Annotated in this window: 32 protein-coding genes; 19 read left to right on the top strand and 13 right to left on the bottom strand. The window is 62.4% G+C overall.

What is annotated here, in order from left to right; all coding sequences use genetic code 11:
• The first annotated feature begins 137 nt into the window (after nucleotides 1–137).
• The gene (locus ACVWY3_RS01025) at nucleotides 138–305 is read left to right on the top strand and encodes a hypothetical protein (protein ID WP_456836790.1); all 168 of its coding nucleotides are present in this window, start codon (nucleotides 138–140) and stop codon (nucleotides 303–305) included.
• Between the two features lie 174 nt (nucleotides 306–479).
• Here the strand turns inward: ACVWY3_RS01025 and ACVWY3_RS01020 are convergent, their stop codons facing one another.
• Entirely contained in the window at nucleotides 480–974 is a 495-nt protein-coding gene (locus ACVWY3_RS01020) for a YciE/YciF ferroxidase family protein (protein ID WP_456836789.1), read from the bottom strand.
• A gap of 305 nt (nucleotides 975–1,279) precedes the next feature.
• Here ACVWY3_RS01020 and nuoB point away from each other — a divergent pair, with 305 nt between their 5' ends.
• Nucleotides 1,280–1,648 carry an NADH-quinone oxidoreductase subunit NuoB gene (nuoB, locus tag ACVWY3_RS01015; RefSeq protein WP_456843255.1) on the top strand — a complete coding sequence of 123 codons (369 nt, stop codon included), beginning with the start codon at nucleotides 1,280–1,282 and terminating at the stop codon, nucleotides 1,646–1,648.
• A gap of 246 nt (nucleotides 1,649–1,894) precedes the next feature.
• Nucleotides 1,895–2,176, top strand: a complete 282-nt coding sequence (locus ACVWY3_RS01010) for a DUF2267 domain-containing protein (RefSeq protein ID WP_456843254.1) — start codon at nucleotides 1,895–1,897, stop codon at nucleotides 2,174–2,176.
• Between the two features lie 63 nt (nucleotides 2,177–2,239).
• Here ACVWY3_RS01010 and ACVWY3_RS01005 read toward each other — a convergent pair whose 3' ends face one another.
• From ACVWY3_RS01005 to ACVWY3_RS00995, 3 genes are all read right to left on the bottom strand, one after another.
• Complete coding sequence (locus ACVWY3_RS01005) at nucleotides 2,240–2,698, bottom strand: nuclear transport factor 2 family protein (RefSeq protein ID WP_456836788.1); 459 nt, start codon at nucleotides 2,696–2,698, stop codon at nucleotides 2,240–2,242.
• A gap of 69 nt (nucleotides 2,699–2,767) precedes the next feature.
• Nucleotides 2,768–2,956: a hypothetical protein gene (locus tag ACVWY3_RS01000; protein ID WP_456836787.1), complete on the bottom strand. Its 189-nt coding sequence runs from the start codon at nucleotides 2,954–2,956 to the stop codon at nucleotides 2,768–2,770.
• Nucleotides 2,957–3,000: 44 nt separating this feature from the next.
• Nucleotides 3,001–3,372, bottom strand: a complete 372-nt coding sequence (locus ACVWY3_RS00995; protein WP_456836786.1) for a protoglobin domain-containing protein — start codon at nucleotides 3,370–3,372, stop codon at nucleotides 3,001–3,003.
• 499 nt (nucleotides 3,373–3,871) lie between these two features.
• On the opposite strand from ACVWY3_RS00995, the gene ACVWY3_RS00990 reads away from it, so the two are divergent.
• Together ACVWY3_RS00990 and ACVWY3_RS00985 are read left to right on the top strand one after the other, a co-directional pair.
• Nucleotides 3,872–4,249, top strand: coding sequence for an SRPBCC family protein (locus tag ACVWY3_RS00990; protein WP_456836785.1), 378 nt, complete (start codon nucleotides 3,872–3,874; stop codon nucleotides 4,247–4,249).
• A gap of 352 nt (nucleotides 4,250–4,601) precedes the next feature.
• A complete protein-coding gene (locus ACVWY3_RS00985) occupies nucleotides 4,602–5,666 on the top strand; it encodes an MFS transporter (RefSeq protein WP_456836784.1) in 1,065 nt (354 codons plus the stop codon).
• Between the two features lie 80 nt (nucleotides 5,667–5,746).
• On the opposite strand, the gene ACVWY3_RS00980 is transcribed toward ACVWY3_RS00985, so the two are convergent.
• From ACVWY3_RS00980 to ACVWY3_RS00970, 3 genes are read right to left on the bottom strand one after another with little or no spacing between them, the layout of a single operon-like run.
• Nucleotides 5,747–6,559 (bottom strand): N-acyl homoserine lactonase family protein, encoded by an 813-nt coding sequence (locus ACVWY3_RS00980; protein WP_456836783.1) that lies wholly within the window; start codon nucleotides 6,557–6,559, stop codon nucleotides 5,747–5,749.
• Nucleotides 6,560–6,586: 27 nt separating this feature from the next.
• Nucleotides 6,587–6,976, bottom strand: a complete 390-nt coding sequence (locus ACVWY3_RS00975; protein WP_212022729.1) for a carboxymuconolactone decarboxylase family protein — start codon at nucleotides 6,974–6,976, stop codon at nucleotides 6,587–6,589.
• A gap of 25 nt (nucleotides 6,977–7,001) precedes the next feature.
• Nucleotides 7,002–8,378: an MmgE/PrpD family protein gene (locus ACVWY3_RS00970; protein ID WP_456836782.1), complete on the bottom strand. Its 1,377-nt coding sequence runs from the start codon at nucleotides 8,376–8,378 to the stop codon at nucleotides 7,002–7,004.
• Nucleotides 8,379–8,604: 226 nt separating this feature from the next.
• Between ACVWY3_RS00970 and ACVWY3_RS00965 the strand changes: the two genes are divergently transcribed.
• From ACVWY3_RS00965 to ACVWY3_RS00910, 12 genes are all read left to right on the top strand, one after another.
• Nucleotides 8,605–9,498: an NAD(P)-dependent oxidoreductase gene (locus tag ACVWY3_RS00965; protein ID WP_456836781.1), complete on the top strand. Its 894-nt coding sequence runs from the start codon at nucleotides 8,605–8,607 to the stop codon at nucleotides 9,496–9,498.
• A gap of 31 nt (nucleotides 9,499–9,529) precedes the next feature.
• A complete protein-coding gene (locus tag ACVWY3_RS00960; RefSeq protein ID WP_456836780.1) occupies nucleotides 9,530–10,921 on the top strand; it encodes an MmgE/PrpD family protein in 1,392 nt (463 codons plus the stop codon).
• A 79-nt stretch (nucleotides 10,922–11,000) separates the two neighbouring features.
• A complete protein-coding gene (locus tag ACVWY3_RS00955) occupies nucleotides 11,001–11,936 on the top strand; it encodes a branched-chain amino acid ABC transporter permease (RefSeq protein WP_456836779.1) in 936 nt (311 codons plus the stop codon).
• Nucleotides 11,937–11,938: 2 nt separating this feature from the next.
• Nucleotides 11,939–13,711 (top strand): branched-chain amino acid ABC transporter ATP-binding protein/permease, encoded by a 1,773-nt coding sequence (locus ACVWY3_RS00950; RefSeq protein WP_456836778.1) that lies wholly within the window; start codon nucleotides 11,939–11,941, stop codon nucleotides 13,709–13,711.
• A complete protein-coding gene (locus tag ACVWY3_RS00945) occupies nucleotides 13,698–14,405 on the top strand; it encodes an ABC transporter ATP-binding protein (RefSeq protein ID WP_456836777.1) in 708 nt (235 codons plus the stop codon). The genes ACVWY3_RS00950 and ACVWY3_RS00945 overlap by 14 nt, the downstream gene beginning before the upstream one ends.
• 27 nt (nucleotides 14,406–14,432) lie before the next feature.
• The gene (locus tag ACVWY3_RS00940; protein WP_456836776.1) at nucleotides 14,433–15,662 is read left to right on the top strand and encodes an ABC transporter substrate-binding protein; all 1,230 of its coding nucleotides are present in this window, start codon (nucleotides 14,433–14,435) and stop codon (nucleotides 15,660–15,662) included.
• Between the two features lie 32 nt (nucleotides 15,663–15,694).
• Complete coding sequence (locus tag ACVWY3_RS00935) at nucleotides 15,695–16,930, top strand: ABC transporter substrate-binding protein (protein WP_456836775.1); 1,236 nt, start codon at nucleotides 15,695–15,697, stop codon at nucleotides 16,928–16,930.
• A gap of 27 nt (nucleotides 16,931–16,957) precedes the next feature.
• The gene (locus tag ACVWY3_RS00930; RefSeq protein ID WP_456836774.1) at nucleotides 16,958–17,338 is read left to right on the top strand and encodes a carboxymuconolactone decarboxylase family protein; all 381 of its coding nucleotides are present in this window, start codon (nucleotides 16,958–16,960) and stop codon (nucleotides 17,336–17,338) included.
• 15 nt (nucleotides 17,339–17,353) lie between these two features.
• Entirely contained in the window at nucleotides 17,354–18,124 is a 771-nt protein-coding gene (locus ACVWY3_RS00925) for an SDR family oxidoreductase (RefSeq protein ID WP_456836773.1), read from the top strand.
• Between the two features lie 51 nt (nucleotides 18,125–18,175).
• Nucleotides 18,176–18,889: an SDR family oxidoreductase gene (locus ACVWY3_RS00920; RefSeq protein ID WP_456836772.1), complete on the top strand. Its 714-nt coding sequence runs from the start codon at nucleotides 18,176–18,178 to the stop codon at nucleotides 18,887–18,889.
• 22 nt (nucleotides 18,890–18,911) lie between these two features.
• Nucleotides 18,912–19,628, top strand: a complete 717-nt coding sequence (locus ACVWY3_RS00915; RefSeq protein WP_456836771.1) for a GntR family transcriptional regulator — start codon at nucleotides 18,912–18,914, stop codon at nucleotides 19,626–19,628.
• 23 nt (nucleotides 19,629–19,651) lie between these two features.
• Nucleotides 19,652–20,626, top strand: a complete 975-nt coding sequence (locus ACVWY3_RS00910; protein WP_456836770.1) for a tripartite tricarboxylate transporter substrate-binding protein — start codon at nucleotides 19,652–19,654, stop codon at nucleotides 20,624–20,626.
• 76 nt (nucleotides 20,627–20,702) lie between these two features.
• Here ACVWY3_RS00910 and ACVWY3_RS00905 read toward each other — a convergent pair whose 3' ends face one another.
• Entirely contained in the window at nucleotides 20,703–21,827 is a 1,125-nt protein-coding gene (locus ACVWY3_RS00905; protein WP_456836769.1) for a glycosyltransferase family 4 protein, read from the bottom strand.
• 566 nt (nucleotides 21,828–22,393) lie between these two features.
• Between ACVWY3_RS00905 and ACVWY3_RS00900 the strand changes: the two genes are divergently transcribed.
• Nucleotides 22,394–22,849: an Hsp20 family protein gene (locus ACVWY3_RS00900; RefSeq protein ID WP_456836768.1), complete on the top strand. Its 456-nt coding sequence runs from the start codon at nucleotides 22,394–22,396 to the stop codon at nucleotides 22,847–22,849.
• Between the two features lie 79 nt (nucleotides 22,850–22,928).
• Nucleotides 22,929–23,426, top strand: coding sequence for an Hsp20/alpha crystallin family protein (locus ACVWY3_RS00895; protein WP_456843253.1), 498 nt, complete (start codon nucleotides 22,929–22,931; stop codon nucleotides 23,424–23,426).
• A 331-nt stretch (nucleotides 23,427–23,757) separates the two neighbouring features.
• On the opposite strand, the gene ACVWY3_RS00890 is transcribed toward ACVWY3_RS00895, so the two are convergent.
• From ACVWY3_RS00890 to ACVWY3_RS00870, 5 genes are all read right to left on the bottom strand, one after another.
• Entirely contained in the window at nucleotides 23,758–23,997 is a 240-nt protein-coding gene (locus tag ACVWY3_RS00890; RefSeq protein WP_456836767.1) for a hypothetical protein, read from the bottom strand.
• A gap of 25 nt (nucleotides 23,998–24,022) precedes the next feature.
• A complete protein-coding gene (locus ACVWY3_RS00885; protein WP_456836766.1) occupies nucleotides 24,023–24,205 on the bottom strand; it encodes a hypothetical protein in 183 nt (60 codons plus the stop codon).
• Nucleotides 24,206–24,481: 276 nt separating this feature from the next.
• Nucleotides 24,482–24,817, bottom strand: a complete 336-nt coding sequence (locus tag ACVWY3_RS00880; protein WP_456836765.1) for a hypothetical protein — start codon at nucleotides 24,815–24,817, stop codon at nucleotides 24,482–24,484.
• Nucleotides 24,818–24,949: 132 nt separating this feature from the next.
• The gene (locus ACVWY3_RS00875; protein ID WP_456836764.1) at nucleotides 24,950–25,408 is read right to left on the bottom strand and encodes an Hsp20 family protein; all 459 of its coding nucleotides are present in this window, start codon (nucleotides 25,406–25,408) and stop codon (nucleotides 24,950–24,952) included.
• Nucleotides 25,409–25,942: 534 nt separating this feature from the next.
• Nucleotides 25,943–26,275: a hypothetical protein gene (locus ACVWY3_RS00870; protein WP_456836763.1), complete on the bottom strand. Its 333-nt coding sequence runs from the start codon at nucleotides 26,273–26,275 to the stop codon at nucleotides 25,943–25,945.
• Between the last annotated feature and the right edge of the window lie 106 nt (nucleotides 26,276–26,381).

Below are 26,381 nucleotides of genomic sequence, written 5' to 3'. Positions count from 1 at the left end.
GCGATCATGGCGGTCACGTTCCTGGCCGAGATCGCGATTTTCGCCCTCTTGGGAATGTTTTGAGCATCAAAGGCGCTGCCGGCTTCGCCGATACACCATGTCTTTGGCGAACATACAGGTTATTTCGGGAGGACGCGATGTCGGCGGCGGCAAACCTACTTGCGCAGAAGCGCCAGCTCCTCTGTCGGCTCCAAAGCGATCCTGGACCGAACGAGCGCAAGGAAATCGAGGCGTTGCTCGCCAAGATCGAGACCGCGCTAAGTCTGCTTGAAACGGGAGATGAGGCAAATCCCGGCGGCGAGTAGCCGAGTTCGTCGTCGGTGAGCGTGCGTCCAGATCGTCCGCTCTTCGCAATGCAACAGCTCGTTCACTTTCACCATCGATCCGGTCACAAGCCCCGTCAGGTCACTTCGGTAACCGGCGGGGTTCTTTTGCGACCAATCATCGAACGGGTATGCTCGCCTGCCGCATCGTTCCGATCAGGCAGCAAGTGCGTCCTGATTGACCTCGCTCTTTGCTAGCGTCGTCAGCACGCGATCAGCCAGTTTTTCCTCCTCCAGGCTCTCGTGCAGCATAGCCTGGTCGTCCCTGAGATCGAGTTGCCCGGCAAGAGCCGCTGCGCTGCCGTAGGCCGCGATTTCGTAGTGTTCGAGCTTCTGGGCGGATGCAATCAGGGCGGCATCGCGTAAATCGTCCTGCGTTACCATCTTCATCATCTTCGCAGTCTCTTCGATCAAGGCTTCCATCGCCTGATCAGTATGTGCAAGCGGGTCCGCATCGTGCCGCTGCAATATCTCCTGCACGCGTTGACCTTGTTGCACCGTCTCCTTTCGATGCTGCTCCAGTGCGCGCTTGAGGATTGGATGCACGGCGACCTCAGACATTCGCTTGAGCGCATCACCCAATTGTCTCTCGACGCTGACGAGCTCCTGCAGCTCGGCGATGTACATGTCCTTGAAATTTTCGATCTTCATAGCGACCGCCTATGGCTCGCATTTGATGGGCCCCACCTCGTGCGGTCAACTACCTATGATTTGGACCGTTCCTCCTGTTACCTGGTCACAGGCAATCAACGAAGGGAGTTAGGAACATTGAGACGGAACGGCCATTGCGCATGAGGCAGAACCAGTTAGGTCGATGCCCATGGACTCCTTCACCACTGTTCCATTCGACCCCATCAAAGACAATCTCGGCGATCGCGGCTTCTTTGTTGCTCCGTTCGACGAACTGATCGCGTGGGCTAGGTCAGGCTCTCTGATGTGGATGACGTTCGGTCTGGCTGCTGTGCGATCGAGCAAATGCAAGTGTCGATGCCGAGATACAATATCGAACGATTTGGCGCGGCTCCTCGCGCATCGCCTCGACAATCGATGTCACGATCGTCTCAGGCACGCTCTGCAACAAGATGGCGCCCGCGCTGCTCAGGGTCTATGACCAGATGCCGGAACCCCGTTATGTCATATCCATGGGATCGTGCGCCAACGGCGGCGGCTATTATCACTATTCATATTCGGTTGTCCGCGGCTGTGACCGCATCGTGCCAGTCGATATCTACGTGCCTGGCTGTCCTCCCACCGCTGAAGCCCTCCTCTACGGACTTATGATGCTTCAGAAAAAGATTCGGCGAACCGGAACGATCGAGCGATAGACGACCGTGCCCGGTCCGGTTGATCCTGGCCCGAGAGATATAGGTGATCGCGTGGCGCGGGCCCTGGGTTCTGCCCGGCTCAGCCAACATGGATTATCGCATGTTAATGCCGGCTCGTCATTGCGGCGGTTTGCTGAGAGAACCGACCCGCACCTGGTGTCGGTGCCCCCGAACGGCTCCTGCGCCGGATGTACGCGCCGGAGCCGCTCCCTCTTTTTTCCGAATCTCTCTGGGGCAACGGGCTTGATGGAGGAACCGCAATTTCCCCTTTTGGTCTGCGGTACCTATTTCGACCAGTGGCGGCCGAGCGACACACCACAAACTTGGCGGTCGGCGGAAGAATTTCTCGCGCTTGTATCGGCGCAACTGAGCTCGGTGAAACCGTTGGATGCCGCGGACGCGGCAAAAGCCGTGTTCCGCGTGCTCAATCATCACATCGATCCGAATCAGGCGGAGAAAGTCCGTCACGCCCTGCCCGAGGAGGTTCGCTCACTCTGGCCCGCGCAGGATGCATCCTCGGCAGCTTGACGCGGCGACTACCATCGCGGCTCCGTAGTCGTTGGCCATCCGAAGTCGTCCCAACCTCGAAGCCTATTCACCCTGGCCGCGATGATACTCGTTGCGCTGAAGCACGCGAAATCCGAACCAACCCCAGTAGACGCAGTGGCGCTGGATGAGACCCTGATCATTGAGATCCATTGCCTCCACAAAGTCCATCTGTTCGCCCTTGCCGCCATCGCGCGGATATTCCCAGATCAGCCGCTTGCCGTCGGTCAGGTATCCAGTTCGATAATACTGGCGCACCGGAGGTTTCCTGATCGCAAGGAGGTCGAACAGCGGCCGAATCTCTTTGTGCCCGCGCAGGTATCCCCGATCGATGCCCAACAGGTGCGGGACAAGCGGACTTTCGAACCAGGCATCTTCGGCATAAAGCGCCAAGAGGCCATCCGCATCGTTGTGGGACAGCGCATCATTCCAGGCAAAGTACATGCGTTCGACCGGGGTCGAACCTGCTGTTACCAAATTCCTCGGCAGAGCTCTATCGTCCATCCTGCGCTGCTTCGCCACTCATGTTAGGGACGACTCCTCCCTGGAATTGATCGATCCCGAGACCAGCCTTCAGAAATCGCCTTCCAGAACGTAAGGCTGGACCCAGAGGGTCGCCTGAAGGATCATCGATTTCCACCAGGCGTCGTACATCCGGTTGACGATGTCGGGAGGATGACCGTTCTTGGCCAGAAACGGCCTCATCGGCACGACAATGGTCGAGCAGAACGCGAGCAGGTCGCGCGCGCGGATATGGCCCAACGTGTGACCGTGGTCCGTCTTGTTCTTCTTGGAGCGATGGTGCCTCAGTCCGATTCGTACTGGTAGTCGAGCCAGGCTTGATCATATTTGGCGCGCGCGGCGTCGGTGACCCATTGGCCAAATCGCTTCGCGACTGCCTTTGCGTACTCAGTATCCACTTCGTGGGTCTTTGGATCTTCATCATAGGCGCGAAGGTGGGGATGATCGAAAATGACGCCGCGCCAAACTTTCAACAGGTCTTCGACCTGACCGGAGAGGATGTGCTCGGACATGCGGAGATAGATCACATCCTCCTCGGAAAACAGCGCTGATTTTTTCAGTTCCTCCCATTCAGCGAGGGAGATCGGCGACTTGGCGACCTTGTCGGTTCCGAAATCATATCCTGGAATCTTCTGTTGTTTGCCTGGGGCGTCCATCGCTTCTTCTCCTGGTAAGTCGATCGAACGGTAAGCAATTTCGTTTCCCTCGGGCCTCATCGATCCAGATTGGAACGACGAGGATACCCGCGTCTGGCAGCACCTCGATGCCAGCTACCTCGTGCCTGCCGAACGCGCCGGAGTGCGGGACGTTGCAAGGAAGTGGCTGTCAATGCGAGATACGTGATCTCCAATTGATGCAGCCCTCACGCCATTGAGCGCCCCCTCACGACCACCTGAGCGCTCGAGGCTGTGATAGCAGACAACGCAGGCCATTCTCGGATCACATACAGACGGTGGCCGGCCTTAGGAACCGACAAGCGTCACATGGTTTAGCGAACTGAACGACTGATCTTGTCGCGGAGGTCTTCGCCTTCATGCGGTTACGCAATCGAAACTCCGAGCAGGATGGCAGCTCCTGCTCACGGCGCTCCGGTAGAATTCCTTCATGAGGGCAGGACCGAAGATCGCAACATCTCGAGACGAGAGAAAAAGAGGCATGATGACGAATGTCGTCGAAACTGCACGGATAGCCGAAAGGCCAGATGTACTCTGGAGGGATGTCGGCCTGTTCGGGGCCATCGGCCAGTGGCACCCCTTGTTGTCCAAGGTCGAAAGCGAAGGCGAACACCCCGGCGCCCTCCGCGCGGCCGAAGCCAAGGACGGCAGTCGACAGATCGAACGACTGCTCGAGGCCACGCCGGCGAAGCATCTCTATCGCTATCGCATGGAAAAGACCGCGATGCCGGTTCGCGACTACAGCGCCGAATTTCGTATCGAGGACAATCACGACGGCACCAGCACGGTCGTGTGGTTGGCCGAATTCGAGCCAACGTCGCAAAGCGCAAGAAGTCGAAAGCCGTCAGAACTTTCCTGAAGACCGGCCTTGAGAACATTGCGGCGCTGCATGGCCACCGGCGAACGGGTGAGCCCACCAGAGCAGATTGAGAGGCGTTCTCCCGCGCCACATGAAGGCGGAGCTATCGTGTCGTCCGAACTATCGTTTCGCCTTTTGGCGGGAAATATGGTCATGAAAACGACGCGAGCGGCGCATGTGACCGCCATCCGGCCGTGAGGCTCGATCGTTGATGCGGAGGTCGCCGGTGGCACAATCGAAAGCGGCCGTCAGCCAAGCCTCGCCGGCCTTCCTGTTCGTCATGACGAGCGGGATCGTCAATCTCTTCGGCGATATCACCTACGAAGGCGGCGCCAGCATCAACGGTCCCTTCATGGCCTCGCTCGGCGCGAGCGCCGCCATCATCAGCATCGCGGCAGGAGCAGGTGAGTTTCTCGGCTATGCACTTCGACTTCCGTCGGGATACCTCGCCGACCGGACCGGCCGGTATTGGCCGATCACATTCATCGGCTACGTCATCAATCTTTTCGCCGTGCCGGCCATGGCGCTCGCCGGAAGCTGGGAATGGGCCGCCGCGCTTGTCGTGACCGAGCGGGTTGGACGCGCTCTACGCAAGCCCGCGGTCGAGGCGATGCTCTCGTATACGACCGGCGAACTCGGCAAGGGATGGGTTTACGCGCTCAACACCGCGCTCGACGAGACCGGCGCCACGATCGGGCCGCTCCTGATCGCGCTGGTTCTGCTGCTCAAGGGAGACTATCGAACCGGGTACAGCTTGCTGACGATTTCTGCGGTTGGGGCGCTCGTTGCACTCATCGTAGCCCGCGTGAACTTCCCACTGCCGTCCCGGCTCGAGCACGGACGGACGGCGCCCGCGCGAAGCTTCAAGGCGTCATACTGGCTCTACATGCTGGCCGGCGCTCTGTTCGCGGCAGGGCTGATGAGCTTCGAACTGATTTCGTATCACCTCTCCAATTCGGATGTTGTCTCGAGCCAGTGGATTCCAGTTCTGCTGGCGATCTCGACCGCGTTTGGCGTGCTCGCCACACTCGAGTTCGGCAAGCTATACGACCGCTTCGGTCTGCCGATCCTCATCACAGCGATCTGCCTCTCCGCCCCTTTCTCACCACTCGTGTTCCTTGGCGGCTTTCACGTCGCCCTGTTCGGAATGTTGCTGTGGGGCATCGGATACGCCACCCAGGACACCCTATTGAAGGCGATCGTCGCCGAGGTCCTTCCAGAAGGAAAGCGTAACCTCCTGTACTATGCCGGCTACGGCATTGGCTGGCTGGTCGGGAGCATCGTAGCGGGACTGCTGTACGAGCATTCGCGCGTGGCGCTCATCGCTTTCTCCATCGCGGTCCAACTCGCCTCCATGCCGGTCTTCATCCTTGGGTGGCGGCAACAGGCGCCGGACGCCGAACAATTCTCGAGATGACAGCGTCGCCCGTGCGGATGGCGATCTCGATGGCAATGATGGAGGCTGCGATGACGTGTAGACTTGGCCGTCCCGATACATCATCGCATGCAGACACTTACGGACGGCGCGACATCGAGGCGAACGGCGACACCGATCAGGCCCGGGTTGGGCGCCGAATAAAATTCCATGACCAGGGGATCGTGGCCGGGAACGATGTGGTCCGCATCCACGGCCGCTGCCCGGAGCTTGTCAAAGCCCACCAGCATGTCACCGACATGAAACGCCGTTGTGAACGGGCACTCTCTGGTCATGTTCTCGTAGAAGTGACTGACGTCGGAGGCGAGCACGACCGGGCCGCGGCGGGTGTTGACCCGGACGAATTGAAGGCCGGCGGAATGTCCACCCGCCGCGTGGACCGTCAGTCCGGGTGCGACCTCGGCGTCGCCATCGCAGAACAGGACGCGGCGTGCATAGTTGAGTCGCACGATTCCACAGACGTCCTCGACCTCGAAGGAATGCGACAGGCGCGGATATTGCATGTAGCGCCCGGTCGCATACGCGAGCTCGCGCTCTTGGAGATGAAACCGCGCATTCGCAAATCGATCGAAATTGCCGGCGTGATCGTAGTGTAGGTGCGTCAAGATAACGTCCGTAACGTCGACCGGGTCGACATCGAACGCGCGAAGCGTGTCCACCGGACAGCGCAGGAACGTCCGCCCGCGCTGTCTTGCGATTTCGGCGTTGAACCCGGTGTCGATGACGAAGCTGCGCCCGCCGCCCCTCGCCAGCCACACGAAATAGTCCATCGGCATCGGCCCGTCATGAGGGTCGCCGCCAATGAAATGCTCGCTCCGCTGGGCATCGCGTGTGGCGTAGCGGATGGCGAAGAGCTCGTATTCCGTGTCCGACATGACGTCATACAATCCGCGATTCGTAACTCAGGAACCCGCCGCGTCGATCTCATTAAAGGCCTCGCGCGCATTGCGGAAGGCATCAATGCCTGCGGGCACGCCGCAATAGACCGCGACCTGGAGCAGAATCTCCTTGATCTCCTCCTTGGTCAGCCCGTTCTTCAGGGCGCCTTTAACATGCAGCTTCAGCTCGTGCGGCCGGTTCAGCGCGCCAAGCATCGCCAGATTGACGATGGAGCGCGTGCGACGGTCGACGCCAGGCCGCGTCCACAAGGCACCCCAGCAGAACTCGGTCGACCATTCCGCCATGGTGCGCGTGAACTCGTCGGCGCCCGCGATCGACTTGTTGACGTAGTCCTCGCCGAGCACCTCCTTGCGGACTTTGAGGCCTTTTTCGAACAGTTCGGTCTTGCTCATGATCGTCCCTTTCAGGTCTTAAAGTTTACTTGGAAGTTGTTTCGCGGGTCGCCGGCGACGGGCGCAGCGACTGCAGGAGTTTACCGACGTCATCAACCGCATCGAGCCGCCAAACGGCGTCGATGACGCGGTCGGCATCCCAATCACTTCGACCAGTCCGTACGCCGTCGCGCAGCTTCTCTTCGATGTCGCGGTCTGACAGCGGCGCAGCCTGGCTGCCGCGCGGCGACGTCACGGTCTCGGTGAACAGCTCACCGGACGACAGGCGCAAGGCGACGCGCGCAGCGCCGTCCGGCATCTGAGCATCGAGCTCCGCCCTCACCTTGTGCCGCATTCGCACGATATCGGGCCGGACCACGGTCTCGCGCACGAACTCGGACACGCCTGCCGCACCGAGCAGCAGTCCGCAGGCCACGCAATGATGGACGCTGACGCGCGCGTCGCGCTCGTTGTTGACGGGACGATCACCGCGCGCGAGCAGCAGCGCCGAGCCGTGCACCGTTACGGACTCGATCTGATCGACGTCGCGGCCGATCCGCTCGCGCAGCATGAGGCACGCATCGATGACCGAATGGAACACGATGCCGGCGGGATAGGGCTTGTAGGTGTTTTTTGCGATTTCCCATGTCTTGCCGAGGCCATCGAGCAAACGAGCAAGATCCGGCACGTCGCCCATGGTGCGCGCCCAGCCGAGCGGACCTTCGATGGCGCGCGGCGCGGCCTCATAACCCTGCTGGGCCAGCAGCGCAGCGAACAATCCGTTGCGCGCCGCGTTGCCGACGCTGACATTCTTCGCGGCGCTCGGCAGATTCTCGACATTGCCGGCGGACTGGCTCGCCGCAACTCCGATCGCATTCGCAATGCCTTCCGCAGGTAGACGCAATAGTTTGGCGCACGCCGCGGCTGCGCCAAAAATCCCGCACGTCGAGGTGATGTGCCAGCCGCGCGCGTAGTGGCGCGGCGAGACCGCATTGCCAATGCGGCATTCCACATCGACGCCGAGAATGAACGCAGTCAACACCTCGCGCCCCGACAGTTTCTGCGTCTCCGCAAGCGCGAATATGCTAGCTGCGACCGGCGCGGCCGGATGAATGATCGTATCGGGATGGGTGTCGTCGAAGTCGAGCAGATTGGCCGAGATGGCATTGAGAAACGACGCGCATAGCGCGTCCATCTGCTCGGAGCGACCGATGACCGTCGATGTCGCAGCGCCGCTGAACGGCGACAAGGTCCGCATCGCGGCAGTGACCGCCGGATCGCGCGCGGAGCCGAGCGCGGTTGCGAAGAAATTGAGGATCGAGCGCCGCGCCTCGACGCTCTGCGTCTGCACGTCCGCCCATGACGACGCCGCGACGAAATCGGCGAGCGTCCTGCTTACACTCGGAATTGGATCTTGCGGCACGCGGGGCGTCTTCCTCGTTTTCCCGGACCATATGACGATCCACAGCAAACTGTCGATCTAAATGTTATGCTTGACAGCTTGTCTGACAATCATAACAATCCGGCAACTGGCGCGGGATCCCGCTGCCGCGGCGACGGCGGCCGGAAAGTCCCAGCCGGCGATAACGATTGACCAACGATATCAAGAAGGCGCGCCCGTCACGGGACCGCGCGACAGGGAGTAGACGATGGCGGGAGAGACGCTCGGCGTGATCGGCACGGGCCGCATGGGCGGTCCCATGGCGGGACGATTGATGGACGCGGGCTATTCGCTCGTGGTCTTTGACACGCAGGCCGAGGCAACTCAGCCGCTGGTCAACCGTGGCGCGCTGCTCGGCAAGTCGCCGGCCGATGTCGCCTCGCGCACCGACGTCGTGCTCGCCAGCCTGCCGACGCCCGACATCGTCAAGACCGTCACGCTCGGCGAGGGCGGCATAAGCAGCGGCAACCGCGCCAAGATCATGATCGATCTGTCGACCTCGGGTCCCGGCGCAGCAAAGCTCGTTGCGGAAGGCCTGAAAGCCAAGGGAATAACGCTGGTCGATGCGCCCGTGAGCGGCGGCATCAAGGGCGCCGTCAGCGGCACGCTGGCCGTTATGGTGTCGTGTCCGCAAGCGACTTACGACACCGTGCAGCCGATCCTGAAGAATTTCGGCAAGCTGTTCTATACCGGCGACAAGCCCGGCGTGGCGCAGACCGCCAAGCTGGCCAATAATCTGATGGCGGCCGCTGCGCTGGTGATCACCTCGGAGGCCGTCGCCATGGGCGTCAAGGGCGGCGTCAACGCAAAGGTGCTGATCGACATCATCAACGCGAGCAGCGGCCGTAACAGCGCCTCCGAGGACAAATTCCCCCGCTCGGTGCTGCCAGGCACTTTCGATTTCGGTTTCACCACCGGCCTTTCCTACAAGGACGTTCGCCTGTGCGTGGACGAAGCAGAGGCCATGGGCGTGCCGATGGTCTGCGGCGCAGTGGTACGGCAGATGCTCGCGATTACCAATGCGAAGTACGGCGCTTCGTCCGATTTCACCTCGATCGCCAAGGTGCTCGAAGAGTGGGCTGGGGTCGAGATGCGCGGCTGATTGCGCGCGCCTTCAGGGAGAATGACCCGCGATGACGATCGGCCCGGCCAGTTCAAGCAAGGGATCGCTCGCGCGCCGGATGGCGCGCAGCGTCCTTGCGCTGGACCTTGGAGATTTTGGGCCGGACGTCGTCGCCAAGGCAAAGCTCTGCCTGCTCGACTTCCTGTCCTGCGTGTTCGAGGCAGGCCATCATCCCTGGAGTCGTCAGGCCGTTGCAATCGCGCAGCGCGCCGGCAACGCGACGATCATGGGGACGTCGCAACTCTCCTCCCCGGCCGACGCGGCCTTCGCCAATGCGGTCATGGGACACGGTCTCGTGCGGGAAGACATGCATGCGGCGAGCATTGCCCACCATGGCGTCGTGATCTGGCCTGCGCTGCTCGCGCTGTCGGAACAAACGCCGCTGCACGGCACGAGGCTGCTCGCGGCTGCCATCATCGGCTATGAGACCGGCGCGCGGATTGGCCGTGCGCTTCTAACCTCCGACCTCGCTCGTCTCTATCGTCCGACTGGACTGGTGACGCCTCCTGGCGCGGCGCTCGCGGGAAGTTACGCGCTCGGCCTTTCCGAGGACCAGGCGACCAGCGCCATCGCAATCGCAGCCAATACGTCCAGCGGACTGAACGAGTGGCCGCATGCAGGCGGCTCGGACATGTATTTCCATCCGGGTTTCGCCGCCAGCAACACGATCAAGGCAGTTGGCCTGGCCGCAGCCGGCGCTTTCGGCTCGGAAACGATCCTCGAAGGTGAGGCCGGTCTGTTTGCCGCCTTTCGCCGCCAGGCCGCGCCGGACAGCATCGCGCTCTTCCCTGATGGCGAGTGCGAGATCATGGCCGTCTACAACAAGCCAGTCCCGGCCTGCAACTTCGCGCAGACCGCCGCTCAAGCCGCGCTCCTCGTCTCGCATGAACTCGCCAGCACTGATGAGATCGACCGGATCGTGATTCGCGCGCCCGATGCCGCCATTCGCTATCCCGGTTGCGATTCGATGGGCCCTTACCGCAACGCGCTGCAGGCCAAGATGAGCATTCCCTTCAGCGTCGCGGCGACGCTGGCGCGGGGCGAGATCGAGGAACACAACTACGCCGAGCTCGACGGTGCCGACATTGTTCGTCTCGTCGCGATCACGGATCTCAAGGCCGATCCCGGCTTCACCGCCGCCTTCCCTGGCAAGCAGGGCGCGGACGTGTGCGTGCATCTGCGCAGCGGCCGGACGATCCAGCACGCGCTGCCTGACGTCATCGTAGCAACGCCTTCGGAAATTCGCGGCCGCTTTCGCACTGCCGCTGCCAGAATTCTTGGCGAGGATCGCGTGCACCGACTCGAACAACTCATCGACGATTGCGAGCAGCTCGGCAATGCCGACGCCATTGCGGCGCAATGCCGCCTGGAGACGGAACGGGTTTTTCGGTCGGCATCATAAGAAATGCCGGAGAGTACGGGGGAAACATGGTCGAGTTGGAGGCCAGTCTAGCATCGTCGGCAGCGCGGAGGCATGGCTGATGGAAGGATTTGTGCAAGCGCTTGCCGCGGGCCTGCTGATTGGCGCCGTCTATGGCCTGATGTGCGTCGGGCTCGGCCTGATCTTCGGCGTCATGCGGGTTATCAACTTCGCACACGGCGATTTCATGATGCTCGGCATGTACACCGCCTTCTACCTCTTCACCGCCGCCGGCGTGCAGGGCCTGTTCGGCAACGCGGTCGGGCCGTTCGTCTCCATCCTGCTAGCCGGGCCTGTGCTCGCCCTGTTCGGCTATTTCGTCCATCGGACGCTGATCTCGCACGTATCAGGCACGCGCACCGCCTCCCTTGAAGGCGAAGGCCATTACGCCCAGCTCATCCTCACGCTCGGCATCGCACTGATCCTGCAGAACGGCGGGCTCATCGTGTTCGGCTCGGTGCTGGCCTCGATCCGCACCCCGCTGTCGAGCTCGGCCTGGGAGCTCGGTCCCTTCTTCGACATGAGCATTTTTCTCAACAAGGCGCGCAGCATCGACATGATCGTTTCGCTGGCGATCATGATCCTGCTTTCGCTGCTGATCACGCGCACCCGGATCGGCAAGTCGCTCCGCGCCGCCGCCGACAATCCGACCGCCGCGACCTATATGGGCATCGACGTCGACCGCGCCCATCGCACCGCTTTCGCGCTCGGCTGCGGCATCACCGCGATCGCCGGCGGCCTGCTTGCTACCAACTATCCGTTCCACCCCTTCGTCGGCCTCGAATACGTCATCGTCATGTATGCCGGCGTCGTGCTCGGCGGCATGGGCAGCATCATCGGCGCCTTCTGGGGCGGCATGACGATCGGCCTCGTGCAGCAGATGTCGACGCTGATCCTGCCGACGCAATTGCAGAACGCAGCGATCTTCGCCGTCTTCCTCCTCATCATCTTCTTCCGTCCCCAAGGCCTTTTTGGGCGCATGGTCGAGAGGACGTGACCATGCTCCGGATGCGATCCTTCCTGCCGCCCCTGCTCTTCACGGTCGCTTACGCCGGGATCTCGCTCGGCGTCACCAACTCCTACTACCAGCTGATCCTGACGCTGGTGCCGGTGTGGGCAGTGTTCGGCCTGTCCTGGAATCTGCTCAGCGGCTACACCGGGCTCATCTCGTTCGGCCATGCGGCCTTCTTCGGGATCGGCGCCTATGCGACCGCGCTCGGGCAGATCTATTTCAACATCTCGCCCTGGCTGCTGATCCCGCTCGCCGCCATGCTCGGCGGCATCGCCGGGCTCCTGATCGGCTTTCCGACCTTCCGCCTGCAGGGCCACTACTTCGCTTTGGCGATGCTCGCCTATCCGCTCGCCATTCTCTACGTGTTCGAATGGCTCGGCTTCCAGGAGGTGACGCTTCCGATCAAGCGCGACGCGTCTATCGCCTTCATGCAGTTCACCGATCCCCGCATCTATACGCTGCTGGGGCTCGCCATCATGCTGGCCACCATCGTACTGACCCAGGTGATCGAACGTTCGCGCTTCGGCATGGCGCTGCTCGCGATCAAGCAGAACGAGGCCGCGGCCGAAGCGGCCGGCATCAACACGCTGGCCTGGAAGCTGCGCGCGATCACCCTGAGCGGCGCCCTCGGCGCCGCTATTGGCGGTTTCTACGCGCAAGTGCTGCTGGTCGTGACACCGCAATCGGTGTTCGGCATGCTGGTGTCGGCGCAGGCGCTGACGGTCGCGATGTTCGGCGGCGTCGGCACGGTTTGGGGCCCGGTCATCGGCTCGGTGATCCTGATCCCGCTCGCCGAGATCCTGCACGCCGAGGCCGGCGCGCGCTTCCCCGGCATCCAAGGCGTGATCTTCGGCTTCGCTATCGTCTGCGTCATCCTCCTGGCGCCGGAAGGCTTGTTCTGGAAGTTGCGCGATCTCCTGCGCCAGCGGACCGCGCCCAAGGCGGGTGCAACCAACGCGCCGGAAACGCCCGCCGCCAATGTCACCGCACTGAAGCCCGCCCCTCGCCAGCGACCCGCCACCGGCGAGGTCATGCTCGAAGTCAAGAACTTGTCGCGATCTTTCGGCGGCCTCAAGGCCGTGCAGAATGTCAGCTTCAAGCTGCACAAGAACGAGATCCTCGGCATCATCGGGCCCAACGGCGCGGGCAAGACCACGCTGTTCAACCTCCTCAACGGCTTCCTGAAGCCGAGCGAGGGCGAGGTCCTGATCGATGGCCGCAACATGTCCGGCCAGCGGCCGCACGTGATCTGCGAGGCCGGCATCGGCCGTACCTTCCAGGTGATGCGGCCGTTTCTGCGCATGTCGATTCTCGACAATGTCGTGGTCGGCGCCTATGTGCGCGCGCGGTCCGACGAGGAGGCGCGCAGACTGGCCGCCGACGCGGTTGCCCGTGTTGGACTCTCCGCTGTAGCCAGTCGTGTCGCCGGCGAGCTCTCCACCAAGGAGCTGCGGCTGATGGAGCTGGCTCGCGCGATCGCCGGCCAGCCGCGCATCCTGCTGCTCGATGAGACGCTCGCGGGCCTCGGCCACGGCGAGGCCGACGAAGTCGTGGCCGTGATCCAGCAGCTCGCGCGCGACGGCATGACCATCGCGATCATTGAGCACACAATGCAGGCGATGGTCCGATTGGTCGACAGGTTCCTCGTGCTCGACCACGGCGCCGTCATCACCGAAGGCCTGCCGGAGGTGGTGACGCGCGACAATCGCGTCATCGAGGCCTATCTCGGTAAAAAATGGGTGGGCCATGCTGCGAATTGAGGGACTAAGTGCGGGCTATTCGGCCAAACCCGTCCTGAACGACGTCTCGATCGATGTTGGCGCCGGCCAGTTCGTTGCGATTGTCGGCCCCAACGGCGCCGGCAAGACCACGCTGTTCAAGACCATCTCCGGCATCGTCAAGCCGAGCAGCGGGACCATCACCTTCAACGGCGTCGATCTCCTCGCGGTACCGCCGCCGCAGCGCGCCCATCTCGGCATCGCCCACGTCCCCGAGGGCCGCCAGGTGTTCCCGTCACTGACCGTGATGGAGAACCTGGAGATGGGTGCGATGACCGACAGCGGCCGACGCGACTGGCACGCCAATATCGAGCGGATCTTCGAATGGCTGCCGGTGCTGAAGGAGCGCCGCGATCAGTTCGCCGGCACGATGTCGGGCGGCCAGCAGCAGATGCTCGCGATTGGCCGCGGCCTCGCCTCCTCGCCAAAGCTCTTGATGCTGGACGAGCCCTCGATGGGGCTGGCGCCATCGACCGCGGACTTCATCTTCGAGCGGCTGATCGAGATCCGCCGCCAGTCCGGACTGACCATGCTGCTGGTCGAGCAGCGCGTGGCGGAAGCCCTGGAATCGGCCGACCACGGCTATGTGCTCGAAGCCGGACGCGTCGTGCTCGAAGGCAACAACGACACGCTGCGCGCCGACGATCGCGTGCGCAAGGCCTATCTCGGCACGTGACGACGAACAAAGACAGGGGTGAAAACAATGAAGACGACGAAGGGACCCTCGCGCCGGACCGTGCTTTCCGGGGCGGCCGCCATCGGCTTCGCCGGCGTGGCACGCGCGCAGGCACCGGCCGAGATCAAGGTCGGGCTAATCGTGCCGCTGTCGGGCATCTACACCCGTCCCGGCCAGGTGATGAAGATGGGCGCCGAGATGGGCATCGAGCACATCAACGCGCAGGGCGGCATCAAGGCATTGGGTGGCGCCAGGCTGAAGCTCGTCGTGATCGATTGCGGCGACACCACCGAGAAAGCCAAGAACGCGGCCCAGCGCATGGTGGCCCAGGAGCCCGACCTCATCGCCGCGACGGGCTCCTATCTCTCCTCCTTCACGCTCGCCGTCACGGAGGTCACCGAGCGCGCCGAATTGCCGGTTCTGACGCTGTCCTATTCGGACCTTTTGACCGACCGCGGCTTCAAGTACATCTTCCAGACCGCCGCCACCGCGAGCCGCCAGTCCGAGCTCGGCCTGCCGACGCTGATTAAGCTCGCCGAGACTGCGTCAGGCAAGAAGCCGAAGACGGTCGCGATGTTGATGGACAACACCGCGACTTCGGTTGCCACGGCCAAGGCGCTAAAGGAGAAGCTGTTCGCGCAGGAAGGCCTGCAGCTCGTCGTCGAGGAAGTGTGGACGCCGCCGCTGGCGGACGCCACCCCGCTCATCCAAAAGGTTCGCTCGGCCAAGCCCGATCTGCTGCTGTTCATGCCGAATGCGGTGTCAGACGCCAAGCTCGGGTTGGAGAAGATCAGCGAGTTCGGCCTCGGCCAGGGCAAGATCCCGACCGTGTCCTTCAGCATCACGATCGCGGAACCGGACATGCTCCAGAGCGTGAGCCCGGAGACAGTGCAGGGCATCATGACCATCGTCGCCAATTGGGGCTCGAAAGGTCACGAGGCGCTGATCGCCGAACTCAGGGCGAAATACAAGGAGCCCTGGATGACTCAGAACGTCATCTCGACCTATGGCGACATGTGGCTGGTGAAGGAAGCGCTGGAGAGGGCCGGCAAGGCGGACCGCAATGCGGTCGCGCAGGCCTTCCGCACCATGGATGCCGGACCGTCGAAATACTATCCCGGCGGTCAGCTCAAATTCGACGAGAAGGGCCGCAGGGTCGGTGCCGGGGTCGTCATCGTGCAATGGCAATCGGGCGTGCCGGTCACCGTTTATCCGTCCGAGCTCGCACAGGCGCAGCCGTTCTGGCCGAAGAAATAGCATCGCACGATTTTTCAGGGAGGAGGATTGTCATGAGTGCAACGAGCAAGATCACGATCACCCGCCGAACACTGCTTGCGGGCGCGTCCGGCACGCTGATCGCATCCCGCGCCTGGGCTCAGCAACCTTCGGAGGTGAAAGTCGGCCTGCTGGTGCCGATCTCCGGAATCTACGCCCGTCCCGGCACGGTGATGCGCGAAGGCGCCGAGATGGCGATTGACCACATCAACGCCCAAGGCGGCATCAAGGCGCTCGGCAGCGCCAAGCTGAAGCTCGTCGTGCTCGATTCCGGCGACACCACGGAGAAGGCCAAGAACGCCGCCCAGCGCATGGTGGCGCAGGAGACCGATCTGGTCGCGGCCAGTGGCGCCTATCTGTCCTCCTTCACGCTCGCGGTGACCGAGGTCACCGAGCGCGCCAACCTGCCCATGCTCACCCTCTCCTACTCCGACCTCATCACCGAGCGCGGATTCAAGTACGTATTCCAGACCGCGGCCACCGCAGGTTCGCAGGCGAAGCAGGCGTTGCCGCAACTCATCAAGCTGGCGGAGACGGCCTCCGGCAAGCGGCCGAAGACGGTCGCAATCCTGACCGACAACACGGGCGCCTCGATCGCCTCCGCAAAGGCGATGCGCGAAGGCCTACTGGCGGAGAACCAGCTGCAGCTGATCGTCGACGAGACGTTCACGCCGCCCTTGGCGGACGCGACGTCGCTCGTGCAGAAGATCCGCTCGGCGAAACCCGATCTGCTGTTCTTCCTGCCGACGGTCATCTCGGACGCAAAGCTGCTGCTCGAGAAGATGAACGAGTTCGGCCTCGGCCAGGGCAAGGTTCCGACGATCTCGTTCGGCATCGCGATCGCCGAGCCGGACATGCTGCAGACCGTCAGCCCCGAACTGCTTCAGGGCGTCTTGACGTGCGTCGCGAGCTGGGGCGCCAAGGGGCATGAAGCGCTGATCGCCGAATTGAAGACCCGCTACAAGGAGCCGTGGATGACGCAGAACGCGATCTCCACCTATGGCGACATGTGGGTGATCAAGGACTCGCTGGAGAAGGCCGGCAAGGCAGACCGCGTCGCCGTCGCCGAGGCGCTGCGCACCATGGATGGCGGTCCCTCCAAATATTACCCGCTGGGGGAGATCAAGTTCGACGAGAAGGGCCGCCGGGTGGGCGCCGGCATGACCATCGTGCAGTGGCAGTCCGGCGTGCCGGTGACGGTATTCCCGCCCGAGCTCGCGCTGGCAAAGCCGTTCTGGCCAAAGACCTGACAACACCAATAAGAAACGGAGAACAACATGGACAAGGCGACCTATGACCGCGGCCTCGAAATCCGCAAAAGCGTGCTCGGCAGCGAGTTCGTCGACAAGGCGATCGCATCCGCTGACGAGTTCAACCGTCCGATGCAGGATCTGACCACGGAGTATTGCTGGGGTTACGTCTGGGGCCGCGAAGGCCTGACACGCAAGACCCGCAGCTTCCTGAACCTGGCGATGCTCTGCGCGCTCAATCGCCCGCACGAGCTGAAGACGCATGTCCACGGCGCGCTCGCCAACGGCGCCACCAGGGAGGAAATCCGCGAGGTCTTCATGCAGGTCGCCATCTATTGCGGCGTGCCCGCGGGCGTGGATGCCTTCCGCAACGCCAAGGAAGTCTTCGCCGAGCTCGACAAGAAGTAGCGGAGCGCGGCTGTGATGAAGGGCAAGTGGGCACTCGTGACCGGCGCGACCGCGGGCCTCGGACGGGCCATGGCGGACGGCCTTGCCTGCGCGGGCGCCAACATTGTCCTACACGATCTCATTGCGCCGGAGCAGGCCGCGGATGAGCTCCGTGACCGCTTCGGCGTGGAGATCATCGCGGCTGGCGCCGATCTCGCCCGGCGCGCGCCGATCGAGGCCATGATGGCCGATCTGCTCGACAGGTGCGGCTCCATCGACATCCTCGTCAACAACGCCGTCATCAGGCATTTCTCTGCCATCGAGCAGTTTCCGCCCGAGAAATGGGAGCAGGCGCTGGCCGTCAATCTCTCGGCCCCGTTCCACCTGATCCGCCTGGCGCTGCCGGCGATGAAGCAGCGCGGTTGGGGGCGGATCATCAATTTGGGCTCGATCTATTCGAGCCGTGCGGTCGAGGACCGCATCGACTATGTCACCAGCAAGACCGCGATTTTGGGTATCACCCGGGCCGTCGCCATCGAGACGGCCCGCATCGGCATCACCTGCAACACGATCTGCCCCGGCACGCTGCCGACGCCCGCCATCCTCGACAAGATCGCCGGCATTGCTGCGAACGACGGCCGTCCGGTCGACGACGTGACGCGCGAGTATCTCGGCGAGCGCCAGCCGACGCAGCGCTTCATCGGAATGGATGCTGTCGCCGCCATGGTCGTTTTTCTCTGTAGTCCTGCTGCAAACGACATCACCGGAGCCAGCCTGCCCATCGACGGCGGCTGGTCGGCCGCATGAGGATCTTGGAACGGGAGTGCTGCGATGACTGAGCAACCAGATCAGACCGTCGTGCTGACGGGCGCCGCCGGCGGCATGGGTCGCGCCATCACCAAGGCGCTGCTGGGGAGCGGCCGCCGCGTCGTGCTGGTCGACCGCGATGCCGAGGCGCTGCAGGAACTGGCGGCGACGGGCGGGGACGCGGTGTTTCCGATCCAGCTCGACATCAGCGACGCAAAGGCTGTGGACGGCCTGCCGGATGCGATTCCCGGTCATTTCAAGCCGGTCGACGTCCTCATCAACAATGCCGGACACGATATCGGTGGACGGACCCGCTTCGACATCGGCTCCGCGGACGACTGGTCCAACATCATCCAAACCAATCTGATCGGCCTGATGCGGGTCACCCGCGCGATCCTGCCCGACATGGTCCTGCGCAATACAGGTCATATCGTCAACATCAGCTCGATCAATGCCGTCCGGATCGTCCCTGACATGGCCGCCTACAGCACCAGCAAGGCCGGCGTGCACATGTTCACCGAGACCCTCCGGGGAGAGCTTGCAGAAACCGCGATCCGGGTCACCGAGCTGCAGCCCGGCCTGACCCGGACCAACATTATCCTGACCCGTTACCGCGGCGACAAGCAGAAGGAAAAGGACTATTTCGACCGGTTCAGAATGGCGCTCGAGCCGGCTGACATTGCCCGCTCGATCGTGTTCGCCCTGGACCAGCCCGCCCACGTTCAAATTGCCGAAATGATGATTCTGCCTGTAAACCGGTACTAACTTTTCCCAGCAGGGCCCGGACATGGAAAGACGTAGCGATTTGCAGTCGACACTCCGCATCGAGGACGTTCCGACCGTCCGCGCGATGGTCGCGCAAAAGCTGCGCGAGGCGATCATGTCCGGAACGCTGAAGCCGGGGCAGCGGCTGGTCGAACGCGAACTCTGCGAAATGATGGGCGTCAGCCGCCCTTCGATACGCGAGGCGCTCCGCGCGCTCGAAGCGGATGGGTTGGTCAATACAGTCCCGCACCGCGGCCCCGTGGTTTCCACGATCAGCCTCGAAGAGGCCCGCCAGCTCTATGCGGCGCGAGCGGTGCTCGAAGGCTTCGCCGGCCGTGAATGCGCCAGGCTGCACGACCCCGAAGTGGCTCGCCGGATCGGGGAAGCCCTGACGCGCCTGAAGGCAGCCGCCGCCAAGCAGGACCTCGTTGGATGCCTCGAAGCCAAGACTGACTTCTATGCCGCGCTGATCGGCGGCTGCCGCAACGCGTTCATCGAGCGCATGCTCAAGCCGCTGCATGACCGGATTCAACTGTTGCGGATTACCTCGATGTCGCAGCCGAAGCGCATCAACAAGAGTCTGCGCGAGGTGACCGCGATCTGGCGCGCGATCCAGAGCGGCGATCCTGACCTCGCCGAGCGCTGCTGCGTCGACCACATCAACGCGGCCGCCGTGGCCGCGCTGGACATGATCGAAAAATCGTCGGCGGCCAAGGAGGCGGCGCCTTCCGACGACTGAAAAATGCCGCCAGGGAGTGTTCGATGACGTATCTCGTACGATCGCTGATCCTGCTTTTCCTGTTCTGCCCTTGCAGCACCGCGATCGCGGACGACTATCCCAATCGCCCGATCACGATGATCGTGCCCTTCTCCGCCGGCGGCCCCGGCGACGTCATCGCGCGAATTCTCGGCAACGCCATGAGCGCGACGCTTAAGCAATCCATCGTGATCGAAAACGTCGTCGGCGCCGGCGGAACGCTCGGCACCAATCGCGTCGCCAAGGCCGCGCCCGACGGCTACACGGTCCTCCTGATGCATGTCGGCCAAGCCACAGCGCCCGCGCTGTACGCAAAACTGCCGTTCGACCCGGTCGGCGACTTCGCAATGATCGGCCTCGTGACCGACGTCCCGATGATCCTGGTGGCCAGGCCCAACTTTCCCGCCAAGGACTTGAGCGAAATGATCGCGCGTATCCGGAACGAAGGCGACAAGATGACCTTCGGCAATGTCGGATTGGGCTCGGCTTCACAGCTCTGCGGCCTGATGTTCATGAGCGCCACCGACACGAAGCTCACGCCGATCTACTACAAGGGTGGCGGGCCGGCGCTGAATGATGTGATCGCCGGTCACATCGACGTCTATTGCGATCCCGCGACCGGACCGACGCCGTACATCCAGTCGAAAACCATCAAGGGCTACGCCATCACCAGCAAGACGCGGGTCGCGACCTTGCCCGACGTGCCGACCTCGGCCGAAGCCGGCGTTCCCGAATTCAATGTCACGACTTGGTACGGCCTCTACGCGCCGCGCGGCACGCCCAAGCCAGTCCTCGACCGGCTTGTCGGTGCGTTACAGACGGCGCTGAGGGACCCCACACTGGTCAACCGCTTTGCCGAGCTCAGCATGGCTCCGGTCGAGCCGGAGCGTGCGACACCGGAAGCCCTCGAAGCGTTTCTTAAAGCCGAGATCGTCAAATGGCGACGGATCATCAAAGCGGCCGGAATCGACCCGCAGTAGACGCCAGCGGCGGAAAGCGCGTGCGCCGCTTTGGACGGTGCGATGGCACTCGATCCGGAGATGCGTATTGGCCCCCTCAGCTGGATTCCCTTTGCACTACAGAGGGCGCCCAAGCATGTGCGTGAGCGGTTAGATGTCCCGCGAAGCTCGGCAGGTGAAGCTCTGATGCAGCGCGCATGCGCAGCAGCTTTTGGTAAAGCTTGACGTATTCGGCAGCCATACGCGTTGCGGAGAAGCGCTCCTCAAAACGGGCGCGCACGGCCTTGCGGTCCAGCGCCAGAAGAGACGGCATGGCCTGCACGGCCTCTTCGATGCTTTTGACGATGCGCCCGGTGATCCCGTCTTCAACGACCTCGGTGACCGATCCCCGGCAGAAGGCCAGGACCGGCGTGCCGCATGCCATGGCCTCGATCATGACGAGACCAAAGGGCTCCGGCCAATCAATCGGAAAGAGCAGCGCTGCCGCGTTTCCGAGAAATTCCGTCTTTTCGCTCTCGTTGATTTCGCCGATGAACTCTACCCCCGGGCCGTTGAGCAGCGGCGAAATGGTCTCGCGGAAGTAGGCCTCATCCGCATTGTCGATCTTCGCGGCAATCTTCAACGGCAGTCCTGCTGCGCGTGCGATTGCAATGGCGCGGTCTGGCCGCTTCTCGGGTGAAATTCGCCCGAGGAAGGCGAGATAGTTACCGCGCGGGTGATAGGTCGGCTTGTGCAGATCGAGCGGCAGCCCGTGGTATACAGTTGACATGAAATTGGCTCGCGGCAGGGGCGCACGCTGCGCGTTGGAAATCGACACCAACGGCATCTCAGGAAAATGAGCATAGAACGGCATGTGGTCGGGCAGATCCTGGCGCCCGTGGAGGGTTGTTAAGGTCCGTCCCGCCTCGGTCCGAAAGAGTGGAAAATGCAAGTAGTCGACGTGGAAGTGGAGGACGTCGAACTCCCTAGCGCGCTCGCGCACCTTGTCGAGCAGCACCATTTGATGCGGTATGGAATTTGCGACAGCCGGGTCAAGGCGCAGGGCCCGCGGCGTGCAGGGAACGAGTTCGGCGGACGTGATGGAGTCCCCGCTCGCGAAGAGGGTGACCTTGTGCCCTTGCCTGACCAGCTCCTCTGTCAGGTAGTGCACGACCCTCTCCGTCCCGCCATAGAGCCGGGGCGGTACGCTCTCGAACAGCGGAGCAATCTGCGCGATCTTCATTGGTCCTCCATGCTTCCGATCGGATACATTGCTTTCAAACATGAGAGCCGGCCGGCTTTGCCACATGGCCACGCCGGCGCGCGGCAGCGCTATGAAGCTCGGAAGGAGCTGGTCGTTCCGGGGTCACGTGCTTGGAGCGGCGGCCTGGCCGCGCTCGCCAGGCACCGGACCGATCGGGAGAGCCGATGTTGATCCCGAGCGCGGCAAAGCACGGCGGATCACTCGCCGGAAAGGATTCCAGAAGCGCCGTTTCGATCACATCGTCTAGGACTGCTGCCATGGTCACTCTCTTCGGCCAAGTGCGATGGGAGGGACCGGCCGAGGCGCAGCAGGATGATAGGAAAGAATCGTCTCAGACGGCCCCGCCGAAGAACATGGGTGCGGCATTGCAGCTTTCGCAAGATGCCGACGGGACTTGAAACGATTGGGCCCCCTCCTAACTTGAAGAGTGAAAGCGCGAGCCAATCGCGCAGCATCGCTGGGCGCCTGAGACAGGGCCCGGCTAGCGGGCGCCCGGCAGGTGTCCGAAGCGCCCAGAACCATGTTGCTCAAAGGAGGATATGGCTATGACCACGCTTGATCTCGCTCCCCTGTGGCGATCGACCGTCGGCTTCGATCGTCTGTTCGACCTTCTCGAGGACTCCGGCCGATGGACCGGCGGGGACAACTATCCCCTCTACGACATCGAACGCGTCGGCGAGGACCACTATCAAATCTCGCTGGCTCTTGCGGGCTTCACGCCCGACGAGGTCTCCATCACGGCCGAGCAGAACACACTGACCGTTGAGGGTCGCAAGGCCGAGAAGGGCGGCCACCGATATCTCTATCAGGGCATCTCTTCACGCCCGTTCCGGCGGGTCTTCAATCTGGCGGAGTACGTGCAAGTGAAGGGCGCCTCGTTCGAGAACGGCATGCTCAGGATCGATCTAGTGCGGGAGGTCCCGGAAGCGATGAAACCGCGCCAGATTGCGATCAGTACAGGTGGCGACCACAAACCAGTTGAGAACAAGCAAGCGGCCTAACGCCGCCTGCTCGCAGTTGGAGCTCGCGGCGTGGCTCCGCCGCGTCGCGGGCGGTTGGAACAGAGAAAGGAGACACTCTATGGCTATCACCGATCTGATCCCCTGGAGCCGTGGTCGGGATCTGGCCCCCCGTCGCTCCGAAAACTACAATCCGGTTCTCACCCTGCATCGGGAAATGAACCGCTTGTTCGATGACGTCTTCCGCGGCTTCGATGTCGCGCCGTTTGGCGGCAGCTTTTTCGAGCAGTCGATGAATTGGCCGAGCATCGAGGTCAATGAGAGCGACAAGGATGTCAAGGTCACGGCAGAGTTGCCGGGCCTCGAGGAGAAGGACGTCCAGGTCGAACTCGCCAACGGCGTGCTCTCGATCAAGGGAGAGAAGAAGACCGAGACGGAAGACAAGGATCGCAAGTTCAGCGAGCGCTACTACGGCCGGTTTGAACGGCGCATCCCGATCGATGACGTAGATCAGGACAAGATCTCTGCCGCGTTCAAGAATGGGGTGCTGACGGTCACCATGCCAAAGCTGCCGCAAGCAGAATCCAAGGTGAAGCGTATCGCGATCAACTCGAAATGACAAAATCGACGGGAGCGGTCTCCGCTCCCGTCGTGCTTCTCAAAGCAATTGCCTTCCGGGGATGTGCCTATGGACACAAAGCGGAAATCCAGTTTTGCGGGCGCTTCGGATGTTGTCGCGCATGCGGAGATCGCGGTCCAGCACATCAAGGAGCTGAAAACGGCTTGCGCCAACGGCGACAAGAGCGCGGCGCGTCGATCATTGCGGCAAGCGATCAGCGAGCTAGAGCTAGCTCGCGCAATGGTGCGGAGCGGCATCGACTGACAACGGGCCAAAGGATCGATCGCTGCGCGCGTTGGCTGGGTTGCGCGCAGCATCGCTTCGCCCGGGACTACGCCGCCGAGTTGAAGTCGCTCCTCTTAGCCCGCTCAGCCGCTGCGCGGCGCACCGCAATCGCCATCCAATCTCGCAACAAGCCCCTGTCCTCCCTGGAAAACGACGCTCGCTGTTTGAGATCCTCGAGAGTCTCGCCGGGATGACATCGCTCGAAATCCTGGCGGATCAGCGATTCAAGATATGCCGTCTCATCTAGAGCGGCACCGCCCAAGCCGGAATCCGGCTCGATCCGCATTGGATGCCCCTCCTTTCCACGGTTCTCAAAGCCTGTCGGGGCTATCAACTGCGTCCAGCTCGGCATCTATTTTTTCGAGGAGACGCTCGATCTCCTCGCGCTCCCCTGGACCTGGATCTTCTTCTAAGCGGCTGATCAGGTGCTGCTTTCGGGTGAGGAGCATTGCCACGCTCGTCATCGGAGGTGTGAATTCGGGATGCTGGTACATTGGTCGAGGCCCTATCTTCATTATCGCGATGCAGCGGACACTCCGAGGCGCTCGGCCGGAGCATGCCAGAGTCCGCTCTGGATACGCGCAAAACTCACGACCGGAACGTCAGTTCCTCCGACGCTAATGGAGGCAATTCGTCCAGCGCAGGAACAATCGCTGTCGACAACATGATTGTTGGTCACCGCGCTTCGCATCGACGATGGCTCCCGATCGGAATTTCCCAGAGCGCCGCGGCATGGCCCAGCAGCACGATGCCTCGGACAGCGTCTGTGATCAAGGCAGAGACTTCCGCTGTGCGGCGGCCCAAGGCCGCCGCAGCCGCATGGGGACGCCACCGCCACGGGGCGGATCATCATCGTCATCTCTGTCGAGTTGCCGCAGCGCTGCCAGTATGTCCGCCAACTTCACAGGGTGGCCCGTTCCCGGGACCTCCCGAAGGTCGGGACAGGATTCCACGGTGTACATGTCCGATGCCCACGAGGACAGAATGATCCGCTTCTCGGGCGTCGAGAGCTTCTTGTCATTCAGGACTTCCGCCGGAGAAACGTAGTAAGCGGCGGGGTGGAAGAATGGGTGAAGACCACCGCCGTCGATCTTTACGTTAGTCATGGCTCGCCTCCCTATTCACTCCTTTCCAAGGGATGGTGCTCGAATTTTAGGTGGCGGCGCAGTCGATGTCGCCACATGTTGATGAGATAGGATAGAGAGCGACTTCCGTTGAGCGCCCATGGATCGAGGCTACTAAGCGACCTTCTTGTGCTCAATTTGCGACGAAGCAGCCGCTCCACTTCCGATCTGAATCTTGCGCGGCTTCATCGCTTCCGGAATCTCTCGAACGAGATCCACGATCAAGAGGCCATCCTGGAACGATGCCTGCTTCACCTGAACGTAGTCAGCAAGACTGAAGACTCTCCGGAACGGTCGCGCTGGAATACCTTGGTACAGGTACTCGCGCGCAGCACCCTCGGATTTCCTGCCTTCGATCGTGAGAGCATTCTGCTCGGCAGTCACGGAGATATCGTTGACGCCGAAGCCTGCCACCGCCAGCGTGATTCGATAGTGGTCCTCGCCGGATCGCTCGATATTGTACGGCGGGTAATGGTCCTCGGTCGGCTGGCGTGACATGCCGTCGACGAGGTCAGCGAGATGATCGAAACCGACGGTGGTGCGCCAAAGTGGCGAGAAATCAAGTGTCCTCATAGCCAAGTCCTCCAAAGAGCAATATGGATACGAAGCAAGGCAGGATGGGAATTTCGGTTATGGTCGAACATCCCAATCCAGTGCCTCGTGCCGAGCCCGGCCTGGCGCTCGACACACCGCAGTCGCGGTCGAGAAACGAACTAGAACTGGCGCTCGTAAGTTCAAGAGGCCGTGCGCATTTTTTTGCAGCAGACGCTCGCCAGCGGCTCAGTGACTACGCGGCGAAGCGATCCGGGAAAGCGCCGTGGCGTAGATCATTTATCACTCGCTGCTCTCGCTCAATTCGCGCTTGATAGAGCTGGCGCTCTTGCTCGCTTTTCGCAGTTCGGAGAAGGGACTCGTAGTGACCGATCACCTTCTGGCTGCCTCGGATGAGGAAGTCGCGGACGCCAGGCCCGACGTTTGTGCTTGAGGCCGCGTCGGAGCCCCCGCGCAGGAAATGGTTCGCCGACTTCGGTCCGGACATGATTGTCGCTCGCTCTCGACGGCCTTGCATAAGGCAGCGAGCGGCCTTCGCGGGCCGCTCTCTGACGTTCAGCTTGTTGCCGCCAGTCCGGCGGGATGGGGCGTCGACTGCGGCCAGATGCCGGTCGGCGCGGAGGTCGGCAGCAGCAAGATGTCGATCTTCATCGTTGCCGCTGCAGGCTGCCACTTCGGCCATGGCATCGTGTCGAGATACGGGATTGGCGGCAATTGCACTCCAGTGAACGCACCCTGTGTGGCCTCGGCTCCCCGCGGGCTTTCCACGCCGTAAGCACCGAAGGCGGTCAGGGATATTGCGCTGCCCATGACTAGAGCGAGCAGCCGTCGCCGCAGATTGCGGTTGGTCTCCGTCCGGGCGGAGAACGTATGGTGATGGCTCAGCATCTATACTCCTCCAATCGTTCGAACACAGATCCAGGTAATGGTGACAAAGCTCAGGGAGAACATGAACCAATGGATCGCGTCCTGCCTCATCCTGAGCCGACGACGA

The organism is Bradyrhizobium sp. USDA 4486 (genome assembly GCF_054057995.1).
This window is presented reverse-complemented; position numbering and strand designations above follow the sequence as displayed.

What these genes read in the sequence shown, in the direction of transcription:
- ACVWY3_RS01025 (WP_456836790.1), top strand. Translation starts at nt 138, where the DNA reads ATGTCGGCGGCGGCAAACCTACTTGCGCAGAAGCGCCAGCTCCTCTGT.
- ACVWY3_RS01020 (WP_456836789.1), bottom strand. Translation starts at nt 974, where the DNA reads ATGAAGATCGAAAATTTCAAGGACATGTACATCGCCGAGCTGCAGGAG.
- ACVWY3_RS01010 (WP_456843254.1), top strand. Translation starts at nt 1,895, where the DNA reads ATGGAGGAACCGCAATTTCCCCTTTTGGTCTGCGGTACCTATTTCGAC.
- ACVWY3_RS01005 (WP_456836788.1), bottom strand. Translation starts at nt 2,698, where the DNA reads ATGGACGATAGAGCTCTGCCGAGGAATTTGGTAACAGCAGGTTCGACC.
- ACVWY3_RS00995 (WP_456836786.1), bottom strand. Translation starts at nt 3,372, where the DNA reads ATGGACGCCCCAGGCAAACAACAGAAGATTCCAGGATATGATTTCGGA.
- ACVWY3_RS00990 (WP_456836785.1), top strand. Translation starts at nt 3,872, where the DNA reads ATGATGACGAATGTCGTCGAAACTGCACGGATAGCCGAAAGGCCAGAT.
- ACVWY3_RS00985 (WP_456836784.1), top strand. Translation starts at nt 4,602, where the DNA reads ATGGCCTCGCTCGGCGCGAGCGCCGCCATCATCAGCATCGCGGCAGGA.
- ACVWY3_RS00980 (WP_456836783.1), bottom strand. Translation starts at nt 6,559, where the DNA reads ATGTCGGACACGGAATACGAGCTCTTCGCCATCCGCTACGCCACACGC.
- ACVWY3_RS00975 (WP_212022729.1), bottom strand. Translation starts at nt 6,976, where the DNA reads ATGAGCAAGACCGAACTGTTCGAAAAAGGCCTCAAAGTCCGCAAGGAG.
- ACVWY3_RS00965 (WP_456836781.1), top strand. Translation starts at nt 8,605, where the DNA reads ATGGCGGGAGAGACGCTCGGCGTGATCGGCACGGGCCGCATGGGCGGT.
- ACVWY3_RS00960 (WP_456836780.1), top strand. Translation starts at nt 9,530, where the DNA reads ATGACGATCGGCCCGGCCAGTTCAAGCAAGGGATCGCTCGCGCGCCGG.
- ACVWY3_RS00955 (WP_456836779.1), top strand. Translation starts at nt 11,001, where the DNA reads ATGGAAGGATTTGTGCAAGCGCTTGCCGCGGGCCTGCTGATTGGCGCC.
- ACVWY3_RS00950 (WP_456836778.1), top strand. Translation starts at nt 11,939, where the DNA reads ATGCTCCGGATGCGATCCTTCCTGCCGCCCCTGCTCTTCACGGTCGCT.
- ACVWY3_RS00945 (WP_456836777.1), top strand. Translation starts at nt 13,698, where the DNA reads ATGCTGCGAATTGAGGGACTAAGTGCGGGCTATTCGGCCAAACCCGTC.
- ACVWY3_RS00940 (WP_456836776.1), top strand. Translation starts at nt 14,433, where the DNA reads ATGAAGACGACGAAGGGACCCTCGCGCCGGACCGTGCTTTCCGGGGCG.
- ACVWY3_RS00935 (WP_456836775.1), top strand. Translation starts at nt 15,695, where the DNA reads ATGAGTGCAACGAGCAAGATCACGATCACCCGCCGAACACTGCTTGCG.
- ACVWY3_RS00930 (WP_456836774.1), top strand. Translation starts at nt 16,958, where the DNA reads ATGGACAAGGCGACCTATGACCGCGGCCTCGAAATCCGCAAAAGCGTG.
- ACVWY3_RS00925 (WP_456836773.1), top strand. Translation starts at nt 17,354, where the DNA reads ATGAAGGGCAAGTGGGCACTCGTGACCGGCGCGACCGCGGGCCTCGGA.
- ACVWY3_RS00915 (WP_456836771.1), top strand. Translation starts at nt 18,912, where the DNA reads ATGGAAAGACGTAGCGATTTGCAGTCGACACTCCGCATCGAGGACGTT.
- ACVWY3_RS00910 (WP_456836770.1), top strand. Translation starts at nt 19,652, where the DNA reads ATGACGTATCTCGTACGATCGCTGATCCTGCTTTTCCTGTTCTGCCCT.
- ACVWY3_RS00905 (WP_456836769.1), bottom strand. Translation starts at nt 21,827, where the DNA reads ATGAAGATCGCGCAGATTGCTCCGCTGTTCGAGAGCGTACCGCCCCGG.
- ACVWY3_RS00900 (WP_456836768.1), top strand. Translation starts at nt 22,394, where the DNA reads ATGACCACGCTTGATCTCGCTCCCCTGTGGCGATCGACCGTCGGCTTC.
- ACVWY3_RS00895 (WP_456843253.1), top strand. Translation starts at nt 22,929, where the DNA reads ATGGCTATCACCGATCTGATCCCCTGGAGCCGTGGTCGGGATCTGGCC.
- ACVWY3_RS00890 (WP_456836767.1), bottom strand. Translation starts at nt 23,997, where the DNA reads ATGCGGATCGAGCCGGATTCCGGCTTGGGCGGTGCCGCTCTAGATGAG.
- ACVWY3_RS00885 (WP_456836766.1), bottom strand. Translation starts at nt 24,205, where the DNA reads ATGTACCAGCATCCCGAATTCACACCTCCGATGACGAGCGTGGCAATG.
- ACVWY3_RS00880 (WP_456836765.1), bottom strand. Translation starts at nt 24,817, where the DNA reads ATGACTAACGTAAAGATCGACGGCGGTGGTCTTCACCCATTCTTCCAC.
- ACVWY3_RS00875 (WP_456836764.1), bottom strand. Translation starts at nt 25,408, where the DNA reads ATGAGGACACTTGATTTCTCGCCACTTTGGCGCACCACCGTCGGTTTC.
- ACVWY3_RS00870 (WP_456836763.1), bottom strand. Translation starts at nt 26,275, where the DNA reads ATGCTGAGCCATCACCATACGTTCTCCGCCCGGACGGAGACCAACCGC.